This window comes from Pseudomonas sp. FP1742 (assembly GCF_030687145.1).
Classification (GTDB): Bacteria; Pseudomonadota; Gammaproteobacteria; order Pseudomonadales; family Pseudomonadaceae; genus Aquipseudomonas; species Aquipseudomonas frederiksbergensis_D.
Genome location: NZ_CP117460.1, coordinates 1,105,442 through 1,125,318 on the forward strand (window position 1 = coordinate 1,105,442; position 19,877 = coordinate 1,125,318).

The 19,877-nt window shown below is 60.4% G+C and carries 17 protein-coding genes; 4 read left to right on the forward strand and 13 right to left on the reverse strand.

Features of this window, described 5'->3' with window-relative positions; translation table 11 throughout:
• Positions 1 to 116: 116 nt before the first annotated feature.
• From PSH64_RS04810 to PSH64_RS04820, 3 genes are read left to right on the forward strand one after another with little or no spacing between them, the layout of a single operon-like run.
• Positions 117 to 2,309 (forward strand): FUSC family protein, encoded by a 2,193-nt coding sequence (locus PSH64_RS04810; protein ID WP_305480125.1) that lies wholly within the window; start codon positions 117 to 119, stop codon positions 2,307 to 2,309.
• Positions 2,299 to 2,499, forward strand: coding sequence for a DUF1656 domain-containing protein (locus PSH64_RS04815; RefSeq protein ID WP_007896379.1), 201 nt, complete (start codon positions 2,299 to 2,301; stop codon positions 2,497 to 2,499). The genes PSH64_RS04810 and PSH64_RS04815 overlap by 11 nt, the downstream gene beginning before the upstream one ends.
• A 25-nt stretch (positions 2,500 to 2,524) precedes the next feature.
• Positions 2,525 to 3,388, forward strand: a complete 864-nt coding sequence (locus PSH64_RS04820; RefSeq protein WP_105340140.1) for an HlyD family secretion protein — start codon at positions 2,525 to 2,527, stop codon at positions 3,386 to 3,388.
• Positions 3,389 to 3,517: 129 nt separating this feature from the next.
• Here PSH64_RS04820 and PSH64_RS04825 read toward each other — a convergent pair whose 3' ends face one another.
• From PSH64_RS04825 to PSH64_RS04835, 3 genes are all read right to left on the reverse strand, one after another.
• Positions 3,518 to 3,916 carry a DUF4440 domain-containing protein gene (locus PSH64_RS04825; RefSeq protein WP_105340141.1) on the reverse strand — a complete coding sequence of 133 codons (399 nt, stop codon included), beginning with the start codon at positions 3,914 to 3,916 and terminating at the stop codon, positions 3,518 to 3,520.
• 152 nt (positions 3,917 to 4,068) lie between these two features.
• Positions 4,069 to 4,893, reverse strand: coding sequence for an SDR family oxidoreductase (locus PSH64_RS04830; RefSeq protein ID WP_305480126.1), 825 nt, complete (start codon positions 4,891 to 4,893; stop codon positions 4,069 to 4,071).
• 30 nt (positions 4,894 to 4,923) lie between these two features.
• Positions 4,924 to 5,388 carry a multidrug transporter gene (locus tag PSH64_RS04835; protein WP_105340143.1) on the reverse strand — a complete coding sequence of 155 codons (465 nt, stop codon included), beginning with the start codon at positions 5,386 to 5,388 and terminating at the stop codon, positions 4,924 to 4,926.
• Positions 5,389 to 5,764: 376 nt separating this feature from the next.
• Here PSH64_RS04835 and PSH64_RS04840 point away from each other — a divergent pair, with 376 nt between their 5' ends.
• Complete coding sequence (locus tag PSH64_RS04840; protein ID WP_305480127.1) at positions 5,765 to 6,055, forward strand: hypothetical protein; 291 nt, start codon at positions 5,765 to 5,767, stop codon at positions 6,053 to 6,055.
• 79 nt (positions 6,056 to 6,134) lie between these two features.
• Here PSH64_RS04840 and PSH64_RS04845 read toward each other — a convergent pair whose 3' ends face one another.
• The 10 genes from PSH64_RS04845 to PSH64_RS04890 form a co-directional block, all read right to left on the reverse strand.
• The gene (locus PSH64_RS04845) at positions 6,135 to 7,586 is read right to left on the reverse strand and encodes a mannose-1-phosphate guanylyltransferase/mannose-6-phosphate isomerase (RefSeq protein WP_305480128.1); all 1,452 of its coding nucleotides are present in this window, start codon (positions 7,584 to 7,586) and stop codon (positions 6,135 to 6,137) included.
• A gap of 214 nt (positions 7,587 to 7,800) precedes the next feature.
• The gene (locus PSH64_RS04850; RefSeq protein ID WP_105340145.1) at positions 7,801 to 8,457 is read right to left on the reverse strand and encodes an alginate O-acetyltransferase AlgF; all 657 of its coding nucleotides are present in this window, start codon (positions 8,455 to 8,457) and stop codon (positions 7,801 to 7,803) included.
• A gap of 15 nt (positions 8,458 to 8,472) precedes the next feature.
• Complete coding sequence (locus PSH64_RS04855; RefSeq protein WP_105340146.1) at positions 8,473 to 9,648, reverse strand: alginate O-acetyltransferase; 1,176 nt, start codon at positions 9,646 to 9,648, stop codon at positions 8,473 to 8,475.
• A gap of 11 nt (positions 9,649 to 9,659) precedes the next feature.
• Positions 9,660 to 11,225 (reverse strand): MBOAT family protein, encoded by a 1,566-nt coding sequence (locus tag PSH64_RS04860; protein ID WP_105340147.1) that lies wholly within the window; start codon positions 11,223 to 11,225, stop codon positions 9,660 to 9,662.
• A gap of 213 nt (positions 11,226 to 11,438) precedes the next feature.
• The gene (locus PSH64_RS04865; protein ID WP_105340149.1) at positions 11,439 to 12,569 is read right to left on the reverse strand and encodes a mannuronate-specific alginate lyase; all 1,131 of its coding nucleotides are present in this window, start codon (positions 12,567 to 12,569) and stop codon (positions 11,439 to 11,441) included.
• A gap of 11 nt (positions 12,570 to 12,580) precedes the next feature.
• Entirely contained in the window at positions 12,581 to 14,032 is a 1,452-nt protein-coding gene (locus tag PSH64_RS04870) for an alginate O-acetyltransferase (RefSeq protein ID WP_105340150.1), read from the reverse strand.
• Positions 14,033 to 14,042: 10 nt separating this feature from the next.
• Positions 14,043 to 15,644, reverse strand: coding sequence for a mannuronan 5-epimerase AlgG (gene algG, locus PSH64_RS04875; protein ID WP_105340151.1), 1,602 nt, complete (start codon positions 15,642 to 15,644; stop codon positions 14,043 to 14,045).
• A 26-nt stretch (positions 15,645 to 15,670) separates the two neighbouring features.
• The gene (locus tag PSH64_RS04880; protein ID WP_105340152.1) at positions 15,671 to 17,158 is read right to left on the reverse strand and encodes an alginate export family protein; all 1,488 of its coding nucleotides are present in this window, start codon (positions 17,156 to 17,158) and stop codon (positions 15,671 to 15,673) included.
• Complete coding sequence (gene algK, locus PSH64_RS04885; protein WP_305480129.1) at positions 17,155 to 18,657, reverse strand: alginate biosynthesis TPR repeat lipoprotein AlgK; 1,503 nt, start codon at positions 18,655 to 18,657, stop codon at positions 17,155 to 17,157. Before algK ends, PSH64_RS04880 begins: the two co-directional genes overlap by 4 nt.
• 15 nt (positions 18,658 to 18,672) lie before the next feature.
• Positions 18,673 to 19,842, reverse strand: coding sequence for an alginate biosynthesis protein Alg44 (locus PSH64_RS04890; RefSeq protein WP_105340154.1), 1,170 nt, complete (start codon positions 19,840 to 19,842; stop codon positions 18,673 to 18,675).
• Between the last annotated feature and the right edge of the window lie 35 nt (positions 19,843 to 19,877).

Consider the following 19,877-nt stretch of genomic DNA (forward strand, 5'->3'; position numbering starts at 1 on the left):
GAAAGCGGTGTGTCAGGCGGCATTCGCATTGACTGACACTCCGTCTTCGCGAGCAAGCCCGCTCCCACAGGATCCGAGTACTCGCCGCATACCCCTCGACCAATGAGCACGATTTCATGACTCCCTTGCCCGCACCTTTGCGCTGGCTGTACTCCCTTGAATGGCGCCGGGTTTTATTCGACTGGGCACGTAGCGACGGCGTGACCTGGGTCTACATTTTCAAGGTGCTGTTCGCGGCGTTCCTGACCCTGTGGCTGGCCATGCGCCTGGAGCTGCCGCAGCCGCGCACGGCGATGATCACCGTGTTCATTGTCATGCAACCGCAAAGCGGCCAGGTGTTCGCCAAGAGTTTCTATCGTTTCCTCGGCACGTTGGCCGGGTCGGCGGTGATGGTCGCGCTGATTGCCTGGTTCGCGCAGAACACGGAGCTGTTCCTCGGCTCGCTGGCGATCTGGGTCGGCCTCTGCACGGCTGGCGCGGCGCGTTGTCGCAACTTTCGTGCCTACGGATTTGTGCTCGCCGGTTACACCGCGGCGATGGTCGGGTTGCCTGCTCTGGCGCATCCGGACGGCGCATTCATGGCGGCGGTCTGGCGGGTGCTGGAAATATCCCTGGGGATTCTCTGCTCGACGCTGGTCAGCGCCGCGATCCTGCCGCAAACCGCCAGCGCCGCGATGCGCAATGCGTTGTATCAGCGCTTCGGTGTGTTCGCGTTATTCGTCACCGACGGCTTGCGCGGCCGGAGCAAACGAGAGGCATTCGAAGCCAGCAACGTGCGCTTCATTGCCGAGGCGGTGGGCCTGGAAGGGCTGCGCAGTATCACGGTGTTCGAAGACCCGCACATGCGTCGGCGTAACGGGCGGCTCAGTCGCTTGAACAGCGAATTCATGGGCATCACCACGCGCTTCAATGCCCTGCATCAGTTGCTCGAGCGCCTGCGCAGCAGCGGCGCCGATCAGGTTGTCGCGGCGATCAAACCGGGCTTGCAGGACCTGGCCGAAGTGCTCGACGGTTTCAGCGGCCGTGCCCTGACCAGCCCTGACGCTGCGCGCCTGGCCGCCGCGCTCGCCCATTACAAAGAAGGTTTGCCCGCGCGAGTCCGCAGCCTGCGGGCGACCTTTCAGGAGAGTGGTCCGAGCGACGCCGAGCAACTGGATTTTCATACCGCGTATGAGCTGCTCTATCGCTTCGTTGACGACCTGCACAGTTATGCACAGACCCACGCGTCACTCGCCGATCACCGTCACGAACGGGAGCGTTGGGACGAGCCCTTCACCCCGCAAACCAACTGGCTGGCCTCGGCTGCGTCAGGGATTCGCGCCTCGTTCATCCTTGTGGTACTTGGCAGTTATTGGGTGGCCACGGCATGGCCGAGCGGGGCGACCATGACCCTGATCGCTGCCGCCACCGTCGGCCTGTCAGCGGCGACACCGAACCCCAAGCGCATGGCATTTCAGATGGCCTGCGGGACATTGCTCGGGGCGCTGGTCGGCTTCGTCGAGATGTTTTTCATCTTCCCCTGGATCGATGGTTTTCCGTTGCTCTGCGTGATGCTCGCGCCGGTGATCGTGCTCGGGTCGTTCCTGACGTCGCGTCCGCAATACGCCGGGGTTGGCCTGGGGTTGCTGATCTTCTTCAGCACCGGTTCGGTGCCGGACAACCTCACGGTCTACAACCCTTACGCCTTCATCAACGATTACATCGCCATGATCATGGGCATGTTGGTGTGCGCGGCGGCCGGGGCGATCATTCTGCCGCCCAACAGCCGCTGGCTGTGGCGGCGGCTGGAGCAGGATCTGCGCGGGCAAGTGGTGTACGCCATCAGCGGCAAGCTCAAAGGGCTGGCGTCGAGTTTCGAAAGCCGCACGCGGGACTTGCTGCATCAGGCCTACGGCCTCGCAGTGGGGCAGCCGCAGGTGCAACGGGACTTGTTGCGCTGGATGTTGGTGGTGCTGGAAGTCGGCCACGCGATTATCGAACTGCGCAAGGAACAAGCGATTTTGCCGGTGCACCCGGCGTACGCCGAATCCCAGCCGTGGCGTCAGTCCATCCGGGTGATGGGGCGTTCATTGGTGCGGCTGTTTCTGCAACCGGGCCAGAGCAATCTGGAGCGGGCGCTGGTTGCCGTCGACCACGCGATCGCTCGCGTGCAGGCCACCGACGAACCCTTTGCGCCGCACTTTGATACCTCCGCATTACGCCGGGTGAAGAGTTACCTGCATTTCATCCGCACCTCGTTGCTCGACCCGCAATCGCCGCTGGCATCGATCGCCACTGGCAAGCCCCAAGGACTTGAACATGCCTCGTGAAATCGCCTTCCACGGCGTGTATATGCCGACCATGACCCTGATGTTTTTCATTGCGGCGGCGCTGGCCTGGGCGCTTGACCGGTTCCTGTCCGGGTTCGATCTGTACCGCTTCTTCTGGCACCCGGCGCTGCTGCGCCTGAGCCTGTTTACCTGTCTGTTCGGCGCGCTGGCGCTGACTGTCTACCGTTGACTCTCTATCACTGAAGAAGGCCCTGATGAAAAAGCTTTTCAGCCTGCTCGCGACCCTGCTGGTGCTGGCCCTTGCCCTGTGGATCGGCCGGACCTTGTGGGTGCACTACATGAACACGCCGTGGACCCGTGACGGCCGGGTGCGCGCCGACATCATCAATGTCGCCGCCGACGTCACCGGCGAAGTCGTGGACGTGCCGGTACGCGACAACCAGCTTGTGAAGAAGGGCGATCTGCTGATGCGCATCGACCCCGAGCACTACCGCATCGCGGTGAAGCAGGCGCAGAGCCTGGTGGCGTCGCGCAAGGCGACGTGGGAGATGCGCAAGGTCAACGCCCATCGCCGCGCCGACCTCGACAATCTGGTGATCTCCAGGGAAAACCGCGATGACGCCACCAACATCGCTGACTCGGCCCTGGCCGATTACCAGCACGCCCAGGCGCAACTGGACGCCGCGGAACTGAACCTGCAACGCACGGAAGTGCGGGCGGCGGTGGACGGCTACGTCACCAACCTCAACGTCCATCGCGGCGACTATGCGCGTATCGGCGAAGCGAAAATGGCCGTGGTCGATATGAACTCGTTCTGGGTGTATGGCTTCTTCGAAGAAACCAAACTGCCCCATGTGCGCGTAGGGGATAAGGCCGACATGCAATTGATGAGCGGCGAAGTGCTCAAGGGGCATGTGGAAAGTATTTCTCGCGGTATCTACGACCGCGATAACCCGGAGAGTCGCGAGCTGATTGCCGATGTGAACCCGACCTTTAACTGGGTGCGCCTGGCGCAGCGGGTGCCGGTAAGGATTCACATTGATGAAGTGCCGGAGGGGGTGCTGTTGGCGGCGGGGATCACCTGTACCGTTGTGGTGAAGCAGGTGGTTGAGGAGTAACTGACAGACCGAGTGGCCTGCTTCGCGAGCAAGCCCGCTCCCACATTCGATCTTCAGTGAACACAAACTATGTGCACAAAGCAGATCAAGTGTGGGAGCGGGCTTGCTCGCGAAGCAGGCGACTCGCTCTCACTCCTTGCAAAACGTCTCATGCAAATGCCGCCAAACCACCTTGCCATCGGCCTGTTTCTCAAACACCACCGAGGACCGGCGATCAGAATGCAGCCCTGTCGCATCGGTCTGCTGCTCGCGATAACTCACCACTGCGCCACCGTCATACAGCGCGATACCTCGCAACTCGCTGAGCTCGATCCTGAAGCCGAGCTTCTTGCCGCCCGCCAGCAGGAACAACTCATTCAACGCCTCGAAATCCAGCACCCGGCCCAACGGCGAGACCATGGAAAACTGCGGCGAAAAGCGCGTCAGCAATTGCTCGAGTTCGGCCTGGTTTCGCTCCTCGGCCAACCATTGTTCGATGGCTATGTGGGCCTGGATCACTTCGTCAAAGTATTCGGTGAAGTCGGTCATGTTGCTGCTTCCAGAAATTTTTGCAGAGATAGTTCAGACGCCTTCGCGAGCAAGCCCGCTCCCACATTAGATCTTCAGTGAACCCCAAATATGTATGTACGAAGGAGATCCAATGTGGGAGCGGGCTTGCTCGCGAAGGGGGCGCCTCGGTCTTAAAGTTGCCCCTTCAACCCGAACCGCTTCATCAGCCCTGACTCCAACAGTCCCTTGGGCAACAACCCCGCCATCAACGGCAACGCCCGGCTGCCGTTACCCAAACGCACCAGGCGCGGCGGTTTATTCTGCTGCACGGCCTTCAATAAACCGGCGGCAAACTCACTGGCTGGTGTGGGCTTGTCCTGAGACGCCTTGGCCCGTGCACGAATACCTTCACGCAGTGGAAACCACGGTGATTGTTCGGTGATCAGTTGCTCGGCTTCGTGGCCGGCATTCTTGGCGAAGCTGGAGGCGATGGCCCCCGGCTGAACTTCCATGACCCGCACACCGAAGGGGGCCAGTTCCATGCGCAATGCATCGCTCAAGGCATGCACGGCGGCTTTCGAAGCACAGTAAGCACCGGCAAACGGCGTGACCAGAACCCCGGACACGCTGCCGATGTTCACCACCAGGCCTCTGGCGCGACGCAGCACCGGGAACATCGCCCGAGTCACGCCGACGATAGCAAACACGTTGGTTTCGAACTGGCGCTGCATGGCCGGCACGCCGCCATCGAGCAGCGGCCCCATGGCGCCATAACCGGCATTGTTGATCAGCACATCGAGACCGCCGCGTTGCTGGTTGATCCGCTCGCTCAGCTGTTCAAGGGCTGGGCCATCGTTAACGTCCAGCTGCACGGCGGTGAAACCGGCGGCGGTGAGGGCCGCCACATCTTCAGCCTTGCGGGCGCTGGCCCAGACTTCGTAACCGGCACTTTTGAAGGTGTCGGCAAGTGCGCGGCCGATGCCGCTGGAACAACCGGTAATCAACGCAACGGGCATGGCGCGGTCCTTGTGCAAAAAAGAAGAGGATCAGTCAGAAAAACTACCCTGTAGATGCTCGGCGCGAAACTCCAGGGTTTGCGGGCGATAGCCAGGGCGTAGCGGCGGCAACGGTAAACAGTCTTGCCAATTGGCGCCGGCCTGCAATTCGCCGGGGCCACGATAGCGTGGTGCGGCGTATTGATTGTCGGCCAGATTGACCGTATCGCCCGGTGCATAAGCGGCGATGCGCCAGCGCAGTTCGGTCAGCGGCACGTCGTTGCCGTTGTTCATTGTCAGCTGCAACGGCCGGTCCGCCGGGCAGTGTTCCGGGGCATAGACGATACGCAGTTCAAGGCGCGCCAGTTGCTTGACCTCGCGGTTGTCCAGCCAGATCACCCACATCGCCACCAGGCCTAATCCGACGGCGGCCGCCATGGATACCGGAAAGGCCTTGGCCGGGTAGCGCAGCAGCAGGATCAGCCAGGTGATGACCAGCAGGACGCCGATGAACATGTTTGAACGCTCCTTGAACGGATAACCACCATCCTACCGAAGGGATGCGGGAATGGACATTCGGTGAGCAAGGGATTGTACCGCTGGTCGTTACTGTAATTTCTGACAGTAGCCAGCCATGCTCTTGAAACGTTAGAAGACATTGGCCGACAGGGCTGTTATTCGATGGACGGTGGCAATGGAAATGCACCACAAGACACCCACACTGAAGGTCATCGATCCGCTTGGTAGATTACTGGCGCGCCATCGAAAACCTGCCCGCTGAGGTCCGCACCAATCGCACTGCTCACAATGGCGCAGGACGTGCAGTCAAACTGGGGAAAAAGATTCGCACCGCGGTGACAGACAAGATTGTCGAAATGGTCGGTGAAAAGGGTTGAATGCGGCACCTTCGAGTGAGATTCATGAGCAGACGCAGGCAGTGATCGACATGCTGGAGTTCAGGATGCAGGCGATCAAAGATGAATTCGTGGACTCCGGTAGTGCAGATCCGAAAACCTTCGAAAGTATTCCTGAACTCTCGATGCAGACGCAGGAAGTGGTTCAGGCGCTGAACCAAAACCAGGGTTTCATTGAACTTCTCGCGCCCAAGCCTCACGCAGGAAGGCAACAATCTCTCAGTGGGCCGTCCAGGTCAGCTTCAGCTCGGCGAACGTCACTCGGCTGATACGAAAAAGCCCCCGCCCAACCCACTGCGGATAGGGAACGCAGCGGGCTGGACGGGGGCTTCTTGTTTTACTGAACGCTTACTGCGCGATGGTTTTCACCGACACGCCGCGTTCGATCGGGGTGGAGCGACCGTAGATATCTTCGAAGCGCTCGATGTCGTCTTCGCCCAGGTAGCTGCCCGATTGCACTTCGATGATCTCGAGTGGAATCTTGCCCGGGTTGCGCAGACGGTGAACCGAGGCGATCGGGATGTAGGTCGATTGGTTTTCAGTGAGCAGGAACACGTTTTCGTCACAGGTCACTTCAGCAGTGCCGCTGACCACGATCCAGTGTTCGGCGCGGTGGTGGTGCATCTGCAGCGACAGGCAGGCCCCCGGCTTGACTGAAATGCGCTTGACCTGGAAGCGGCCGCCCATGTCCACCGAGTCGTAGGAGCCCCACGGGCGATAGACTTCGCAGTGGTTCTGGGTTTCGCTGCGACCCTGCTCGTTGAGGGTGTTGACCATCTGTTTGACGCCTTGGACCTTGTCCTTGTGGACGATCATCATGGCGTCCTTGGTTTCGACCACCACGATGTTTTCCAGGCCGATCACCGACACCAGTTTGCCGTTGCCGTGGATCATGCAGTTCTTGCTGTCCTGGATGACCACGTCGCCTTTGGTGACGTTACCGTTGGCGTCCTTTTCATTGACTTCCCACAGCGACGACCAGCAACCGACATCGCTCCAGCCCGCGGTCAGCGGCACGACGCAGGCGCGCTGGGTTTTTTCCATCACCGAATAGTCGATGGAGTTGTCCGGGCAGCAGGCGAAAGTGGCGGGGTCGATGTCGACGGTGTCGGCATCCTGCGCGCTACGTTCCAGCGTCAGTACGCAGGTGTCGTAGATATCCGGATCGTGTTTTTTCAGTTCTTCGAGGAAGCGGCTGGCGCGGAACAGGAACATGCCGCTGTTCCAGAAGTAACCACCGGACTGGACGAACTCGGTGGCGCGTTTCACGTCGGGTTTTTCGACGAAGTGCGAGACACGACTGACACCTTCCGGCAACAGGGCATCGTTGGTGGATTTGATGTAGCCGTAACCGGTTTCCGGTTTGGTCGCCGGCACGCCGAACAGCACCATCTCGCCACGCTCGGCCGCCACGGTGGCCAGGGCCAGGGCGCGTTGCAGGGCTTTCTGGTCTTCCAGGACGTGGTCGGCCGGCAGCACCAGCATCAACTCGTCGCGACCTTCATTGACCAGCATCATCGCGGTCAAGGCCACTGCTGGCGAGGTGTTGCGGCCGAAGGGTTCCATCAACACGCGCTGCACGTCCAGGTTGCGGGCGCCCAACTGCTCGTTGACGATGAAACGGTGTTCCTTGTTGCAGACCACGATCGGAGTGTCCATGCCTTCGAACACCAGGCGTTCGAGGGTTTGCTGGAACAGCGTTTGCTCGCCGGTCAGGGCGAGGAATTGCTTGGGGAACTGCTTACGGGAAAGCGGCCAAAGACGTGAGCCGCTACCACCTGACAAGATTACTGGAATCATGTTCTTACTCCTTGAAAATCGTATGGGTCAGAGCTACTGCGTTCTGTCGTTTCACTCTTGTTCTTATTCCGTGTCCTGATGACGCTGCGATCCAGTGTGGGAGCGGGCTTGCTCGCGAAGGCGTTGTATCAGTCGACATTGATGTTGAATGTCAGACCGCTTTCGCGAGCAAGCCCGCTCCCACATGGGGAACTGCGTCAGTCAGGCAAAATGTTTAGCGCGTCGAAACCGGGCGCTTTACCCAAACTGGCGACAGGCTGCTGCCATTGCCGGTGACGTACAGCACCGCGGCCTCACCACGCTCCAGGGCAACCGGTTTCACGTCGCCGACTTTGGTGGCGCCGTCGTACAGTGCCAGGCTGACTTTCACCGGGTTGATTTCACGCTCGCCACGGCCCTTGGCCGCCACGGACGGAATGACTTCGGTCTTGCCATCGGCGGTTTTCAGGGTCAGGGCCTTGTCGCTGAGGTTCTGCACGCGCACCAGGGATTTCTGCTTGTTCTTGAACGGCGGTTCTTCGATCAGTTGCGGCGCGCCGCTGGCGTTGTTGACCAGAGTGTAATAGTGATCACCGGCCAGTTTAACCGGCAGGGTCTGGCTGCCGATCTTGGCGCTGTAGTCGCCGCCCGGCATGAAGCTGAAGTCTGTGCTGGACAGCGGCGCGACTTCGTTCAGGTTGGTGGTGCCGACGGTGGCGCTGACTTCGGCGTTGCCGGCGTTATAGACACGCACGAAGCTGGAGCCTTTCGGTGCGGTCGGGCCGTAGAGGGCGGCGTCGCCACCGGCGAAGGCCTGCATTGACAGCACGCTCATGCCGGCAACGAGAGCAAAGGTCTTGGCGAGACGGCGAGGAGTAGTAGTGAAAGTCATGGGTGTACCTCTCTTTCAGTTTTGCGCCCGGTCGGGCGTCTCGGATTTGGTGTTTACAGCTACGTTTTGTTGGCGCGCGCCGGCTTGTTTAAGCTCTGCGACCCACTGTGGGTCGGCGTCACCGATTTCGTTGTTCACAGGCAGATATCGTTCAGGGAACTCCCAGATCAGCACTTGTGGCGGGCTGTTCTTGAAGGCATCGCTTTTCAGGTAGCTGAGCATCGGCAGAATCGGGCCGTGGCCGTCTTCGGCGTAATTGACCACGTCGCTGTGCAGCGCTTCTTTCAGCGCGCCGACGAAGTTCCAGTTCGGGTTGGCGCTGTAGCTGGTGCCGATCAGGGCCACCGGCACTTCCGTGTTGGCGAACAGTGCGTCATCACCGGCCGGTTGATCCTGGGCCGCCACGGTGTTGCGCTTCTGCAAAGGTTCTGGCGCCGGCATCAGGTTTTCGAACAGCGGGTCCAGCGGCAGGAACAACCGCAGGTCGCCCTTGTGGGTCACCTTCTCTGCAGGTTCGGTGACGAAGTTTTGCGGTTCGCCGCTGAGCGGAGCCTTGTCGGCGATGGTTTTGGCCAGGGTCTGGGCAGCGATTTGCGCGCCTTCCGGAGTCCAGTGGGTGTCGGTGCGCAGGAACACTTGCTGACCGTTCTGCTTGGCTTGTTGCAGCGGGCCGAGCAGGTCAGGGGCGAGGATCTTGTCGGCCGCCACGCGAGCGTGGAAGTCCTTGTACAGATTGGCGTGGATACTCGCCGGCTTCACTTCACCCAGGTGTTCCGGGTACAGCCGCGTCTTGGCCGGCACGATCGCCATCACCAGTTGCACGCCTCGCTTTTTCAGTTCCTGGCGCACGCCTTCGACCAGCGCGTAGTTGCCTTGCAGGTTCAACTCTTCGTTGACGATCGGGTGGAACTCTTCATCGCTGTAGAGCCACTGATCGCGACCGAGCACCACGCCCGGACGACCTTCGTTGAACAGTTTGAAATCCAGCGCGGCCCAAAGGTTGGTGCCCAGGCGCTTGATCGGGAACTCGTCGTCATAGTGCGTCTCGACGGCTTTGGTCCAGCGCCCGTTGAGCACGGTGGCATCGGCGTTGGTACTGAAGCCGAAGAAGCTGCGTACCGACCACACGCCCAGGACCAGCAAGGTCACCAGGAACAGCGCGATGTAGAAGATGCGTAATGAGCGGGTCATGGTCAGATCCCTCAGAACTGGAAGTAAAGGAACGGCGAGAAGCTTTGCGCCGAGAGTTTGAGAATCGAAGCGATGAACAGCAGCAGCACCAGGGCGCGCATCACGTAACGGGACCAGTCAGCGGTCCAGTAGGCCGGTTGCACAGTCGCTTCAACACCGACGGTGTAACCCGGTTCGTGGATGCTGGCCGGGTTGTCGCCTGGTACGGCTTTGATCATTCCGGGCGTCGCCGCGGCCGGGCCATCGGCCTCGACGTTGACGGCAGGCTTGGTCTTGACTGGCGGCTGGTTGGTGTAGAAATCACGGATGCCGAAGAACGCCAGGGTGATGTAGGCCACCACCAGAGTGGCGACTTGCAGGCCGGTGAGGCTGGCCTGATTGAGTTCCGACAGCGACCATTGGCCGAAGCTGAACATCGCACCGTACATGCGACCGGCGACGTGCAGGTTTTCCGAGCGGAAGATCACCCAGCCCATGACGACGAGCAGGAAGGTCAGCGCCCAACGGATCGGGTTGATGCTGCGCGGCGAAGTGTTCAGGCCCAGCGCTTTTTCGATCGCCAGCCACATACCGTGCCAGGCGCCCCAGACGATGTAGGTGATGTTCGCGCCGTGCCACAGACCACCGAGCAGCATGGTCAGGAACAGGTTGCGATAGGTCATCAGCGTGCCTTTACGGTTACCGCCGAGGGTGATGTACAGGTAGTCACGCAGCCAGGTGGAGAGGCTGATGTGCCAGCGCCGCCAGAACTCGGTGATCGACTGGCTGATGTACGGCTGTTTGAAGTTTTCCATGAAGCGGAAACCCATCATCAAGCCCAGGCCGATGGCCATGTCGCTGTAGCCGGAGAAGTCGAAGTACAGCTGTGCGGTGTAGGCCAGGGCGCCGAGCCAGGCATCGCCCGTGGTCGGGTTCTGCAAGGCGAAGCAATGGTCGGCCACGACCGCCAGGGTGTCGGCGATGAAGACTTTCTTGATGAAACCCTGCATGAACCGCGTGGCACCTTCGGAGAACTTGTCGAGGGTGTGGGTACGGTTGTTGAACTGGTCGGCCAGGTCGCGGAAACGCAACACGGGGCCCGCGATCAGGTGCGGGAAGATCGCCACGAACGCCGCAAAGTCGATCAGGTTGCGGGTGGCCGGGGTATCACCGCGGTAGACGTCGATGATGTAGCTGATGGACTCGAAGATGTAGAACGAGATCCCGATCGGCAACAGCACGTGGGTCAGGATGAACGGCGACAGACCGACCGAGGTCATCATCGCGTTGATGCTGTCCACGCCGAAGTTGGCGTACTTGAAGTAGCCGAGGATGCACAAGTCCACCGCGACGCCGAGCAGCAGCCAGCGCTGGGCCGGTTTGGTCCGGACACCGGCGGCGCCAACTTTCAGGCCGATCCAGTAGTTCCACAGCGTGACGGCTGCGAACAGCGCAAGGAAGTCCACACGCCACCAGGCGTAGAACACGTAGCTGGCGATCAGCAGCAGCAGGTTGCGATAGCGTATTCCGCTCAGGTAGTACAAGCCGAGAAAGATCGGCAAGAACAGAAACAGGAATACGTTGGATGAAAATACCATCCCGATCTCTCCATGTTTAACCAACAGTCAAGGGCCAACGGCCCCCCCAAACCCCCCACCGAAAACCGGAGGGTTAACTCACAAAACTCAAACTCGGCACTGACCCTGTGGGAGCAGGCTTGCTCGCGAAGGCGACGTATCAGTCGACATCATTGGTGAATGTCAGACCGCATTCGCGAGCAAGCCCGCTCCCACAGTGGTTTTGTGTTTGTCTTAAGAACCTTTGCCCTTTTCGTTGGCCGGGTCGTAGACCTTGGTCAAATCCCCTCCCAGTCGGAAGGTCTTGAACGGTTGCATCTTGTGCTTGAGTTCCAACACATCCGGCGGGCAGGTGTAGAGCGAGCAGAACGGTTCGAGCCAGGCGAATTTCGAGTCGATCTTGAGATCGGTCATGTCCTGATCCTTGCCGTTTTTCTTCTCGAACTCATCAGGGTCTTTCACTCCCGCAAGCACGCGATCGCCCAGGCGTTTCAAGGCACCGTTGTTTTCCTGACGCAAATCCACACCGTTGACCTGAGCGAAACTGGCGATCATCGCCAGCGGCGGCAGGGCATAGTTGTGATAGGCGAGGGCGCGTTGTTGGCGCTTGAGTTCGTTGGGCAGGAAGCCTTGGGCATCGACCTGATTGGCGCCGACCTTGTATTCCTTCACGGCCCAGTCGAACAGGTCGCGGCGGTTAGTGGCGACCGACGTGGCCATCACCGACCAGGCGGCCCAGTACGAGTGGTTGTTGGTTTGTTCGAGCGGGAGGTTGTCCCAATCGCTGACCACCTGATCGGCCATTTTGCTGAACCAGGCTTCAATCACTTGCGCCTCTTGCTGGTGGGTGGCCAGCGGATGCGAGTCAGAGAACTTCAGGCGAACATAGGACGAAGCCATGCTGCCCAATGCCCATTTGCGCATGGACTTGCCGGTGTGGTTGAAGTCCTTGGACATCAATGCATCGGCCTTGGCCCAGGCGGTCAACCAATTGAGGGTGCATTCCAGCTGTTCCGGGCGACCGTCCCGCATGAACTGCATCACCCGCTTGCTGGTGGCGCGCTCAATCTTGGTGATGTCGGCGGTGGTCTCGCGGAAGGCTTTTTCCGATTGCTCGTTCAGGGTCGAACGGGCCTTGTCGGAGCCTTCATATTTGCTGCGAAATTGCAGGGCGCCGGTGTAGGGCGTCGGCATCGCGTCGCAGCCTTCGCTCTTGTCGCCGGCTTTGACTTTTTCAATCGGCGCGAAGTAACCCTGTGGCGGGCGCAGCGGCGCGGCGGCCTGGGTGGCGCCAGCGAACATTGCCAACGTCAGCAGGGAGGGCGCGAGCAACTTTTTCAAAGTTCGGGTTTGCATACAGTTCATAAGAGGTAGCCTCATTGCCCGGCTTGAGCGGTACGCTGCTCGGCGCCGGAGAACACGTTGCGTTTGCAGATTTTCGCTTCGACTTTCTGCGGCGCGGCGCCTGGTGTTTCAGGCCCCTGGACTTCAACGGCCAGCAGATTCTGCGAGGCCCAGTCTTCGTCCGTGCGCAACTCGAAGGCGAAACGCCCGTCGGTATCGGAGGTTTCCGGTTTGTCGATCTTGATGTCCTCGTGGCGCCCATTCATGTACCAGAGGGTGGCTTGCAAGGTTTTCACCGACGTATCGGCGAAGCGGATATCGACCTGGTGGCTGCTGTTGCGCAGGTCCAGGTTCTTGCTGTTGACCATCAATTCGTTTTTGCCCGGCTTCAGTGTGGCGCTGCCGCTCATCTGTGCATCCTTGCCTTCGCAACCGTTGTCCAGCAGCGCCATCATCTGGCGGTAGATGGTTTCCTGGTCGAGGCGATAAAGTGGCGAGAACTCCCAGATGAGAATTTTCGGCGGCTTGGTCTGGAACTCTTCGCTGCCCAGGTACTGCAGCATCGAACCTTCCAGGCCACCGCCGGGGAATGCCACGTTGAGGATGTCGGCGCCGATGGCCTCTTCGAGGAAACCGGCGAAGTTGTAGTTCTTGCCACTGTGGCTGGTGCCGACCAGGGTAATCTCCGGGTTGCCGGATTCACTGAACAGATCGCCATCCGCCGCTTCACCCTTGGGCTCGGTGGTGAACTGATCCATGTACTGGATCGCATAGCTGGTGCCACAGAGTTGACCCGCCATGTTGTGTAACGTTCCGGTCTTGCCCATGCGACCCGACTTATGGGTCTCGAATTCACGCTTGGGAATGTCGGCGAACACCGGCAACTGCTTGACCTTCTCGGCGACGATTTTCGCTGTGCGCTGGGCGCCATACGGGGTCCAGTGCTGGTCACCACGGAAGTAGAAATCGTGGGCGGGCAGGGTGTCGGGCAGCGATTCGTTGGTCAGCGGCGAGAGGTCGGGGACCACGTAGCCCATCTGCGCGAAACGCCCGAGCATGGTTTTGTAGTTGGTCAGGGCCTTGTCGAAATCGTATTTGGCTTTTTCTTCCGGGTTCAGCTTGTTGCGGTTCACCAGGCCACGGGTCGGCTGGTAAACGATGACCAGCTCCACGCCTTTGCTCTTGAACGCATCGTGCAGTTGTTTCAGGCGTTTGTAGCCGGCGGGTGTGGTGTCGAACTCGGTGCGCAAGTCTTCTTGCGTACGGAACAGCCAGTCGCCCTGCGCCTGCACCAGCGTGGTGAAGTTCTGCTGATAGCGCGTGGTGTAGTTCTTCGGGTCGTGGGCTGCCGGGCACAGGTTGCAGCACGGCTCGGCGTTGAAGCTCGGTGCTTTGGCGTCTTCGGCACGCGCGCCAGTGCTGGCCGCGAGAATACCCGCGGTCAGGGCCGACAGGCTGAGTAATTTGATCAAGTGTGGGTGCATAAAATTATCCTCAGTCCCGCATTTCGGTCTGGCGTTCGACAGGGTCGATCAGCACGGCTTTCTGCTGGCGCACCAGCAGGTCGAGAATTTCATCCTGGCGCTCGCCGAGAATCCCCGAGAAGCTGATGCCGCTGGTTTTGGTCGGTGCGAGCATCGACACGCGATACAACTCCACGCTCAGCGGCGAGTCGATCGACAGCGGTCCGCTGCCGTTGGCGGCCAGTTCACCACCGACCACGATCAGCGACACTTCGGCATCGAACGGGTCGAGCTTGATGTCCCGGTCGGTGTCGCTCAGGTCTTTGATGTGCCCGTAGACACCGGTCAGGCCGTTGGCCATTGAGATGTTTTCGTAGAGGCGAATGTTCACGCTGTTACGAATCCGGATGCCGTGACGCTTATTGCTGATCACCTTGTTGCCCCACAACAGGTTGTCGGCACTCTCGTAGAGGGTGATGCCGTCGGTGTGGTTCTTGTAGATCTCGTTGTAGGCGATCAGGTTGTTCACGCTGTTACGGTCGATCACCAGCCCCGAGAGGTGGTTGTCGTAGCTGCGGTTGTTGAAGATGAAGCTGTCGTTGACCTCACGGGAAATAATGATCCCGTGCTTCTTCTTGGTCCCGAACACCGTGTTGTCGGCGATGATCAGACCGTGGGAACGGTCATGGGGGTCGATGCCGTAGACGATGTTGTCTTTGTAGGTATTGCCCTTGACCACGAAGTCGCGGGTCTCATAGCAGTAGAAGCCGTACCACATGTCCGAGAACTCGGAGTCGACAATCCAGCCGGTCGGTTCAGGGCGCTTGAGCACCTTGGCCATGTTTGGCGTGTACTGGGAAATACTCACGCCGTAGGACTTACTGTTGGCGTAACCGAAACTGGCGATCTTGCTGTTGGCGATGTAGGTCTCGGTGCCACCCCAGGACAACAGGAACGGACGGAACTCCTTGGGCGACTGGAAGGCCGCCGGACCGTTGGCCTTCTCGCTCCAGCCAGTGATTTTGGTATCGCGCACAAACAGCTGGCCGTCGTTGACCAGGAACGAGCCGGCCTCCTGGGACAGGCGCAGTTCCTGGGTCTGTTTGTCGATTTCCAGAATGCCGTGTTTACCCACCACAATCGGCAACTTCGCCAGGAACACGCCCGGCGAGGTTTCGCTCAAGTACTGCTTGGGCAGCTTCTTGGTCAGATCCTTGAGGTTCATGTAGCCGTCGTCGACGAAGATCGCCTGCGGGATGCCATGCTGACGCACTACCCACTCGGCCATCTTGTTGTCGCCACCGATGAAGTCCTTCAGGGCGTCTTCCTGCATCATCCGGCGCACGCTGATCTTGCCGGGTTTGGTGCGCACGATTTTTGCGGCAATAGCTTGGGCGGTATAGCCAGAGGTGTCCGGCAGTTTCGGCTTGGCCAGGTCCAGCGGCGCGGTTGGCGCGCTGCTGACGGTGTAGGTCTTGGCCTGTTGCAGTCCCTTGGCTATGGTCGTCGATTTGCTCTGCTGTTCAGGTTGGTGCACAGACTTGGCCGGTTCGACGGTGGCGAAGGCTGCTGTGCTGGCCAGCAGCAGCGCGCCGGCCAGCAGGCTGATCGAGCCTTTCTTGGCGCTGTTCATGTCGGGCACTCCCTTCGCGGTTTGCATCAGAAGCGCCAGATAACGTCGATAAACGCACGGTGCATGTACGAATCAACTTCTTTGCCATAGGCATCGCCTGGCTTGAACACGCCGCCGCGCAATCGCACCAGGGCAGAAGGCTCATCGATCGACTGGCTCAACGCCGCCGGCAGCAGGCCTTGCTTGAAGTACTTGGTGACGACCACGTCCATTTCCTGACCGAGGTCCTTGTTGCCATCTTCCAGCGGCAGGGAAGTGCTGGAGAGGATCGCGCCAGTCACGTCGTCGGTGTTGTTTTCGACGGCGTTGATGCCGTTGCTGCCCACTGGTTTGTTGCCGTCCACACGCCAGAATTTGTGGTAGATCACGCTGGCGTCGTATTCGTCGTTGAGCATCCAGGAGCCGAACAGCGTGGCGGTTTGCATGTTGTTCATTTCGCCACGGAAGGCTTCGCCGAAACGGTGAACCCGCGAGCGGGTACCGGTGTAGTTCGAGCGGTTGCTTTCCAGGCCGGTCTGTTGGTAATCGGCGCTGGCGCGGGCATAGGCAGCGCCGACTTGCCACTGCGGATCGAGGCGCAGACGTACGCCGACGTCGGTGGCCCAGCCGTTCAGGTCTTCACCACGCTTGGCTTCTGCCGGGCGGGTACCGTCGGCATTCAGCGGGTTGACCGTGTCACGGTCGCCGCTCATGCCGGTGATGCTGCCCCAGTAGTTGACGGCGTTGGTGTTGCGCCAGTTGTAGGCGTCGCTGTCGGCGGTGAGGCCGAGCCAGCTGATGTCGCCGTTCTGTTTCTTGTCCAGGGTATCGGCGGCCACGCCCGGCTCCGGATAGTCGAGCTTGCCGTTATCGTGGGTGTGATGACCGCGAATGCCGACCCAGTTACCCGGCGTCCACTGATACGCCGCATCGGCGTAAGCGTGCAGGCGATCCTTGTCTTTGGGCGCCAGTTCTTTCAGGTCGGTACGGTATTCGCTGAAGCGTTCGGCGATACCGACGTTGGCGCGCAACAGGGTGGTGTCGAAGGTCCAGTTCAGGGCTTCGATGTTGGTGTCGCGCCATTGGCCGTCGTCGTTTCGCAGGCGTTGGCGACCGAACTTGAGGATCTCGCCAGGGTAAGGCGTGAGGCCCTGGTAACCGACCCAGAACTCGCGCATCGCCAGGTAGTTTTTCTTGGTCTTGCGATCACCGCTGTCGGTGGTCTGGGTACCGCTGTTGTCGGACTGCTGCAGGGTGTCGGTTTCGATGATGTCGGTGGACGTCACGGCCTGGCCCATGGCGTAGGCGCTCCACGCGCCGCTTTCGCCATATACCCATGGGCGCAGGTCGAGGCCGACGCCGTTAACGTCGCCGCCGCCGGCGGTGCCCAGGTCACTGTCGTTTTCGGACTGGCCGGTAACTTTGACTTCGAGGCCGAAGTTCTTGTCTTCGGTCAGGGCCGCCAGGGTCGGGCACGACCACAGCAGGGCGAATGTCAGGCCAATACCGGCCTGCACGAATGGATTGAGTTTCATAGGGATTCCTCGCCGTCTTCTTCTTGCAGGGCGTGCAGTTCCAGCGTGTCCGGACTCACGGTGCTACGAATGGCTTGCTCTTGTTTGAGCAGGCGTTGGGCCTCGGCCAGCCGGTCAGGCGGCAGTTGCGCTTCGAGTGTTTGTGCAAGCTCAGTGGCTTGCGGGGTGTCTTGAGCCTTGGCCAATTGGCTGAAGACGTAAGCGTTGACCGGGTCGGGCCGGGTGCCCTTGCCTTGGGAAAACAGTTGGGCGATGGCGAAATCGGCGCTGTTCTGGCCGTTGCGCGCAGCGGTCAGCAAGTGATCCAGGGCTTTCTGCGGATAGACCTTGCCCAGGTAACCGCGACGGTAAATCTGGCCGAGGTAGTAATCGGCGGCGACTTCCCGGCCGACGGCTTTCTTGAAGTGCTCTTCGGCGACCTTGGCGTCGGCCGGCACCATCTTGCCTTCGTAGTAGAGCTTGCCCAGCAACAATTCGGCGCGCGGCTGGTCGGCGGCGCGGCCGTTGTCCAGGTATTTCATCATCGTGTCGACGTCGCCCAGCTCAGGGAAGTCGTAAAGCAATTGCGCCAGGCTGACCCAGGACGCCGGGTAGCCAGGGGCGATGCCTTCGAGCAGCGACTGCGCGGTTTTTTCGTCGGTCTTGCCCAGGCTCGCATCGCCCAGCACGCGGGCCACGCTGTCGACCCGTTGCGCAGAGACGGTGCCACGGCTGTGAGCGGCCTGCATCTGCTTGATCAGTTCAGCCTGTTGTTCGGGCTGGCCACGTTTCTGATAGACCGTGGCCAGTTCGACGTAGCAGATGTCGGTGGTGTTCAGCGCCGCTTTGCAGATTTTTTCCACGTCATCCAGGTGCTGGTCGTAAGTGCCCTGGGTGCGATAGAGCAGCACCTGGGCCAGACCTGCTTCCGGTTTGCCTTCGGCGCGCCATTGGCTGATCTGCTGCTGCGCGTTGACGTTGGGGAAACTGTGCGGGAATTGCAGGTACAGCATCGCCAGCGGAATCAGGGTGTTGCCTTCGCCATTGGCCGCGGCTTTCTTCAGCAGTGCTTCGGCTTCGTGGTGTTCGGCTTCGGTGGCGCCGGGTTTGGCCACCAGCAGGCGACCCAGGCGAGCCTGAGCCCGCGGCGAGACGCTGGCCGCGGCGCGGTAAGTCGCCTCGGCCTTTTTGATCTGCGCCGGGTCGCGGCTGTCGACCTGTATGTCGGCCAGCCCAACCTGTGCTTCGCTGTAACCCAGGTCCGCCAGTTGCTGATAGTTCTGCGCCGCCAGCGTCGTATCACCGCGCTTGAGCGCTTCATTGGCCAGACGCTGGTCGGGCAGACCGGCGCAACCGGCCAGGCTTACGGCCAATGCAACGGCACACAGTGATCCCATGTGGGAGCGGGCTTGCTCGCGAAGCAGGCGATGCGGTGCATCAGGCAAACCGTGTTGATCCCTTCGCGAGCAAGCCCGCTCCCACAAGGTATGCGGTGTGTTCAGGATTTTTGTGATAGTCACAGGCATGTCCTCGACTTAAAGACCGGCGGCCATGGCTTTGTTGATCAGCCAGTTCAGGTTCGGGCCTCGGGTGCTGTTCACTTCTGCAGGGCGGCCGGCGAGGGAGCTGTCCAGCGGCTCGTCAGGCTTGATCTGCACACGGATGTCGGATGACAGGTCTTCGCTTTTCAGGCTGGTGCTGCTGACGATCTTGCCGGTACGGGTCTGGTCTTCGCCGGCGATCTGGAAGCTGACCGTGGTGCCCGGGCGCACATCGCCGAACTGACGATAGGAGAAGCGGGCTTCAACGTTGGCTTCGGTATTGCGCGGCACCAGTTGGAAGATCACGTCACCTTTGTTGGCGTATTGACCGTTAGCCACCAGTTGCTGGGCCACGGTGCAATCGCACGGGGAGGTCAGGGTGCCGGTCATTTGCTTGCCGAAGAGCTCTTCAACCTTGGACGGTTGCAGTTGGTTTTCGTCCAGATGGCCCTTGAGCACGTCGAGCATGCTGGTGCTGAAGGTTGCCAGCGGTGCGCCTTTGGCGGCAACGCCGTCAGCCTTGATCAGGCTCTGTACGGTGCCGTCGCGCGGCATGGTGATGTTCATGCCTTGCACGCTGACCAGGCCAGCCTGGGCGTGGCTGACGAAGTACATGCCGTACACCGATTTGAAAATGAAACCGAACGCCACCAGCCCGACCACGAAGATACCGGCGCTGAAGGTCACCGCTTTCAGTCGGCCGAGCGCGGTCATGCCATGACCGCCGTCCTTGACCTTGCGCGCCTTGGTGAAGTTGTCGCGTTGCAGGGTTGCGAGCATTTCACCCACGCTGACGATGTCACCGGCCAGGTGCGAGGTGATCAGGTGGCGCAGGGTGGAAATGTCCCGGGGTTCCAGGTTCTGGAACTGGCAACCGACGCGGCCTGTCTGGCGGTCGACGGAGCGGATCTGCAATTCCACGTCCATGGCCAGGCCAAGGTTATCGATGACGAATTGCAGGCGGGCCTTGTGCACATCGCCGACCTTCAGTGGCAGCTGACCGGCGTTGAACGCCAGGCCGCCTGCGGAAAGGTCGATGACCCGGGCTTCGACCGGGGTCCGGTCAGGGCCGAAGAAACGCAGCTTGGCCGGGATTTTTACCCGGGCGTGTTGGCGCTGGGCTTCGGATTCGTGCACTACGTTGCTGTTGACGGCGGTATTCATATGGGCGATTTCCTAGTTAATTCAGGCGAGTTCGG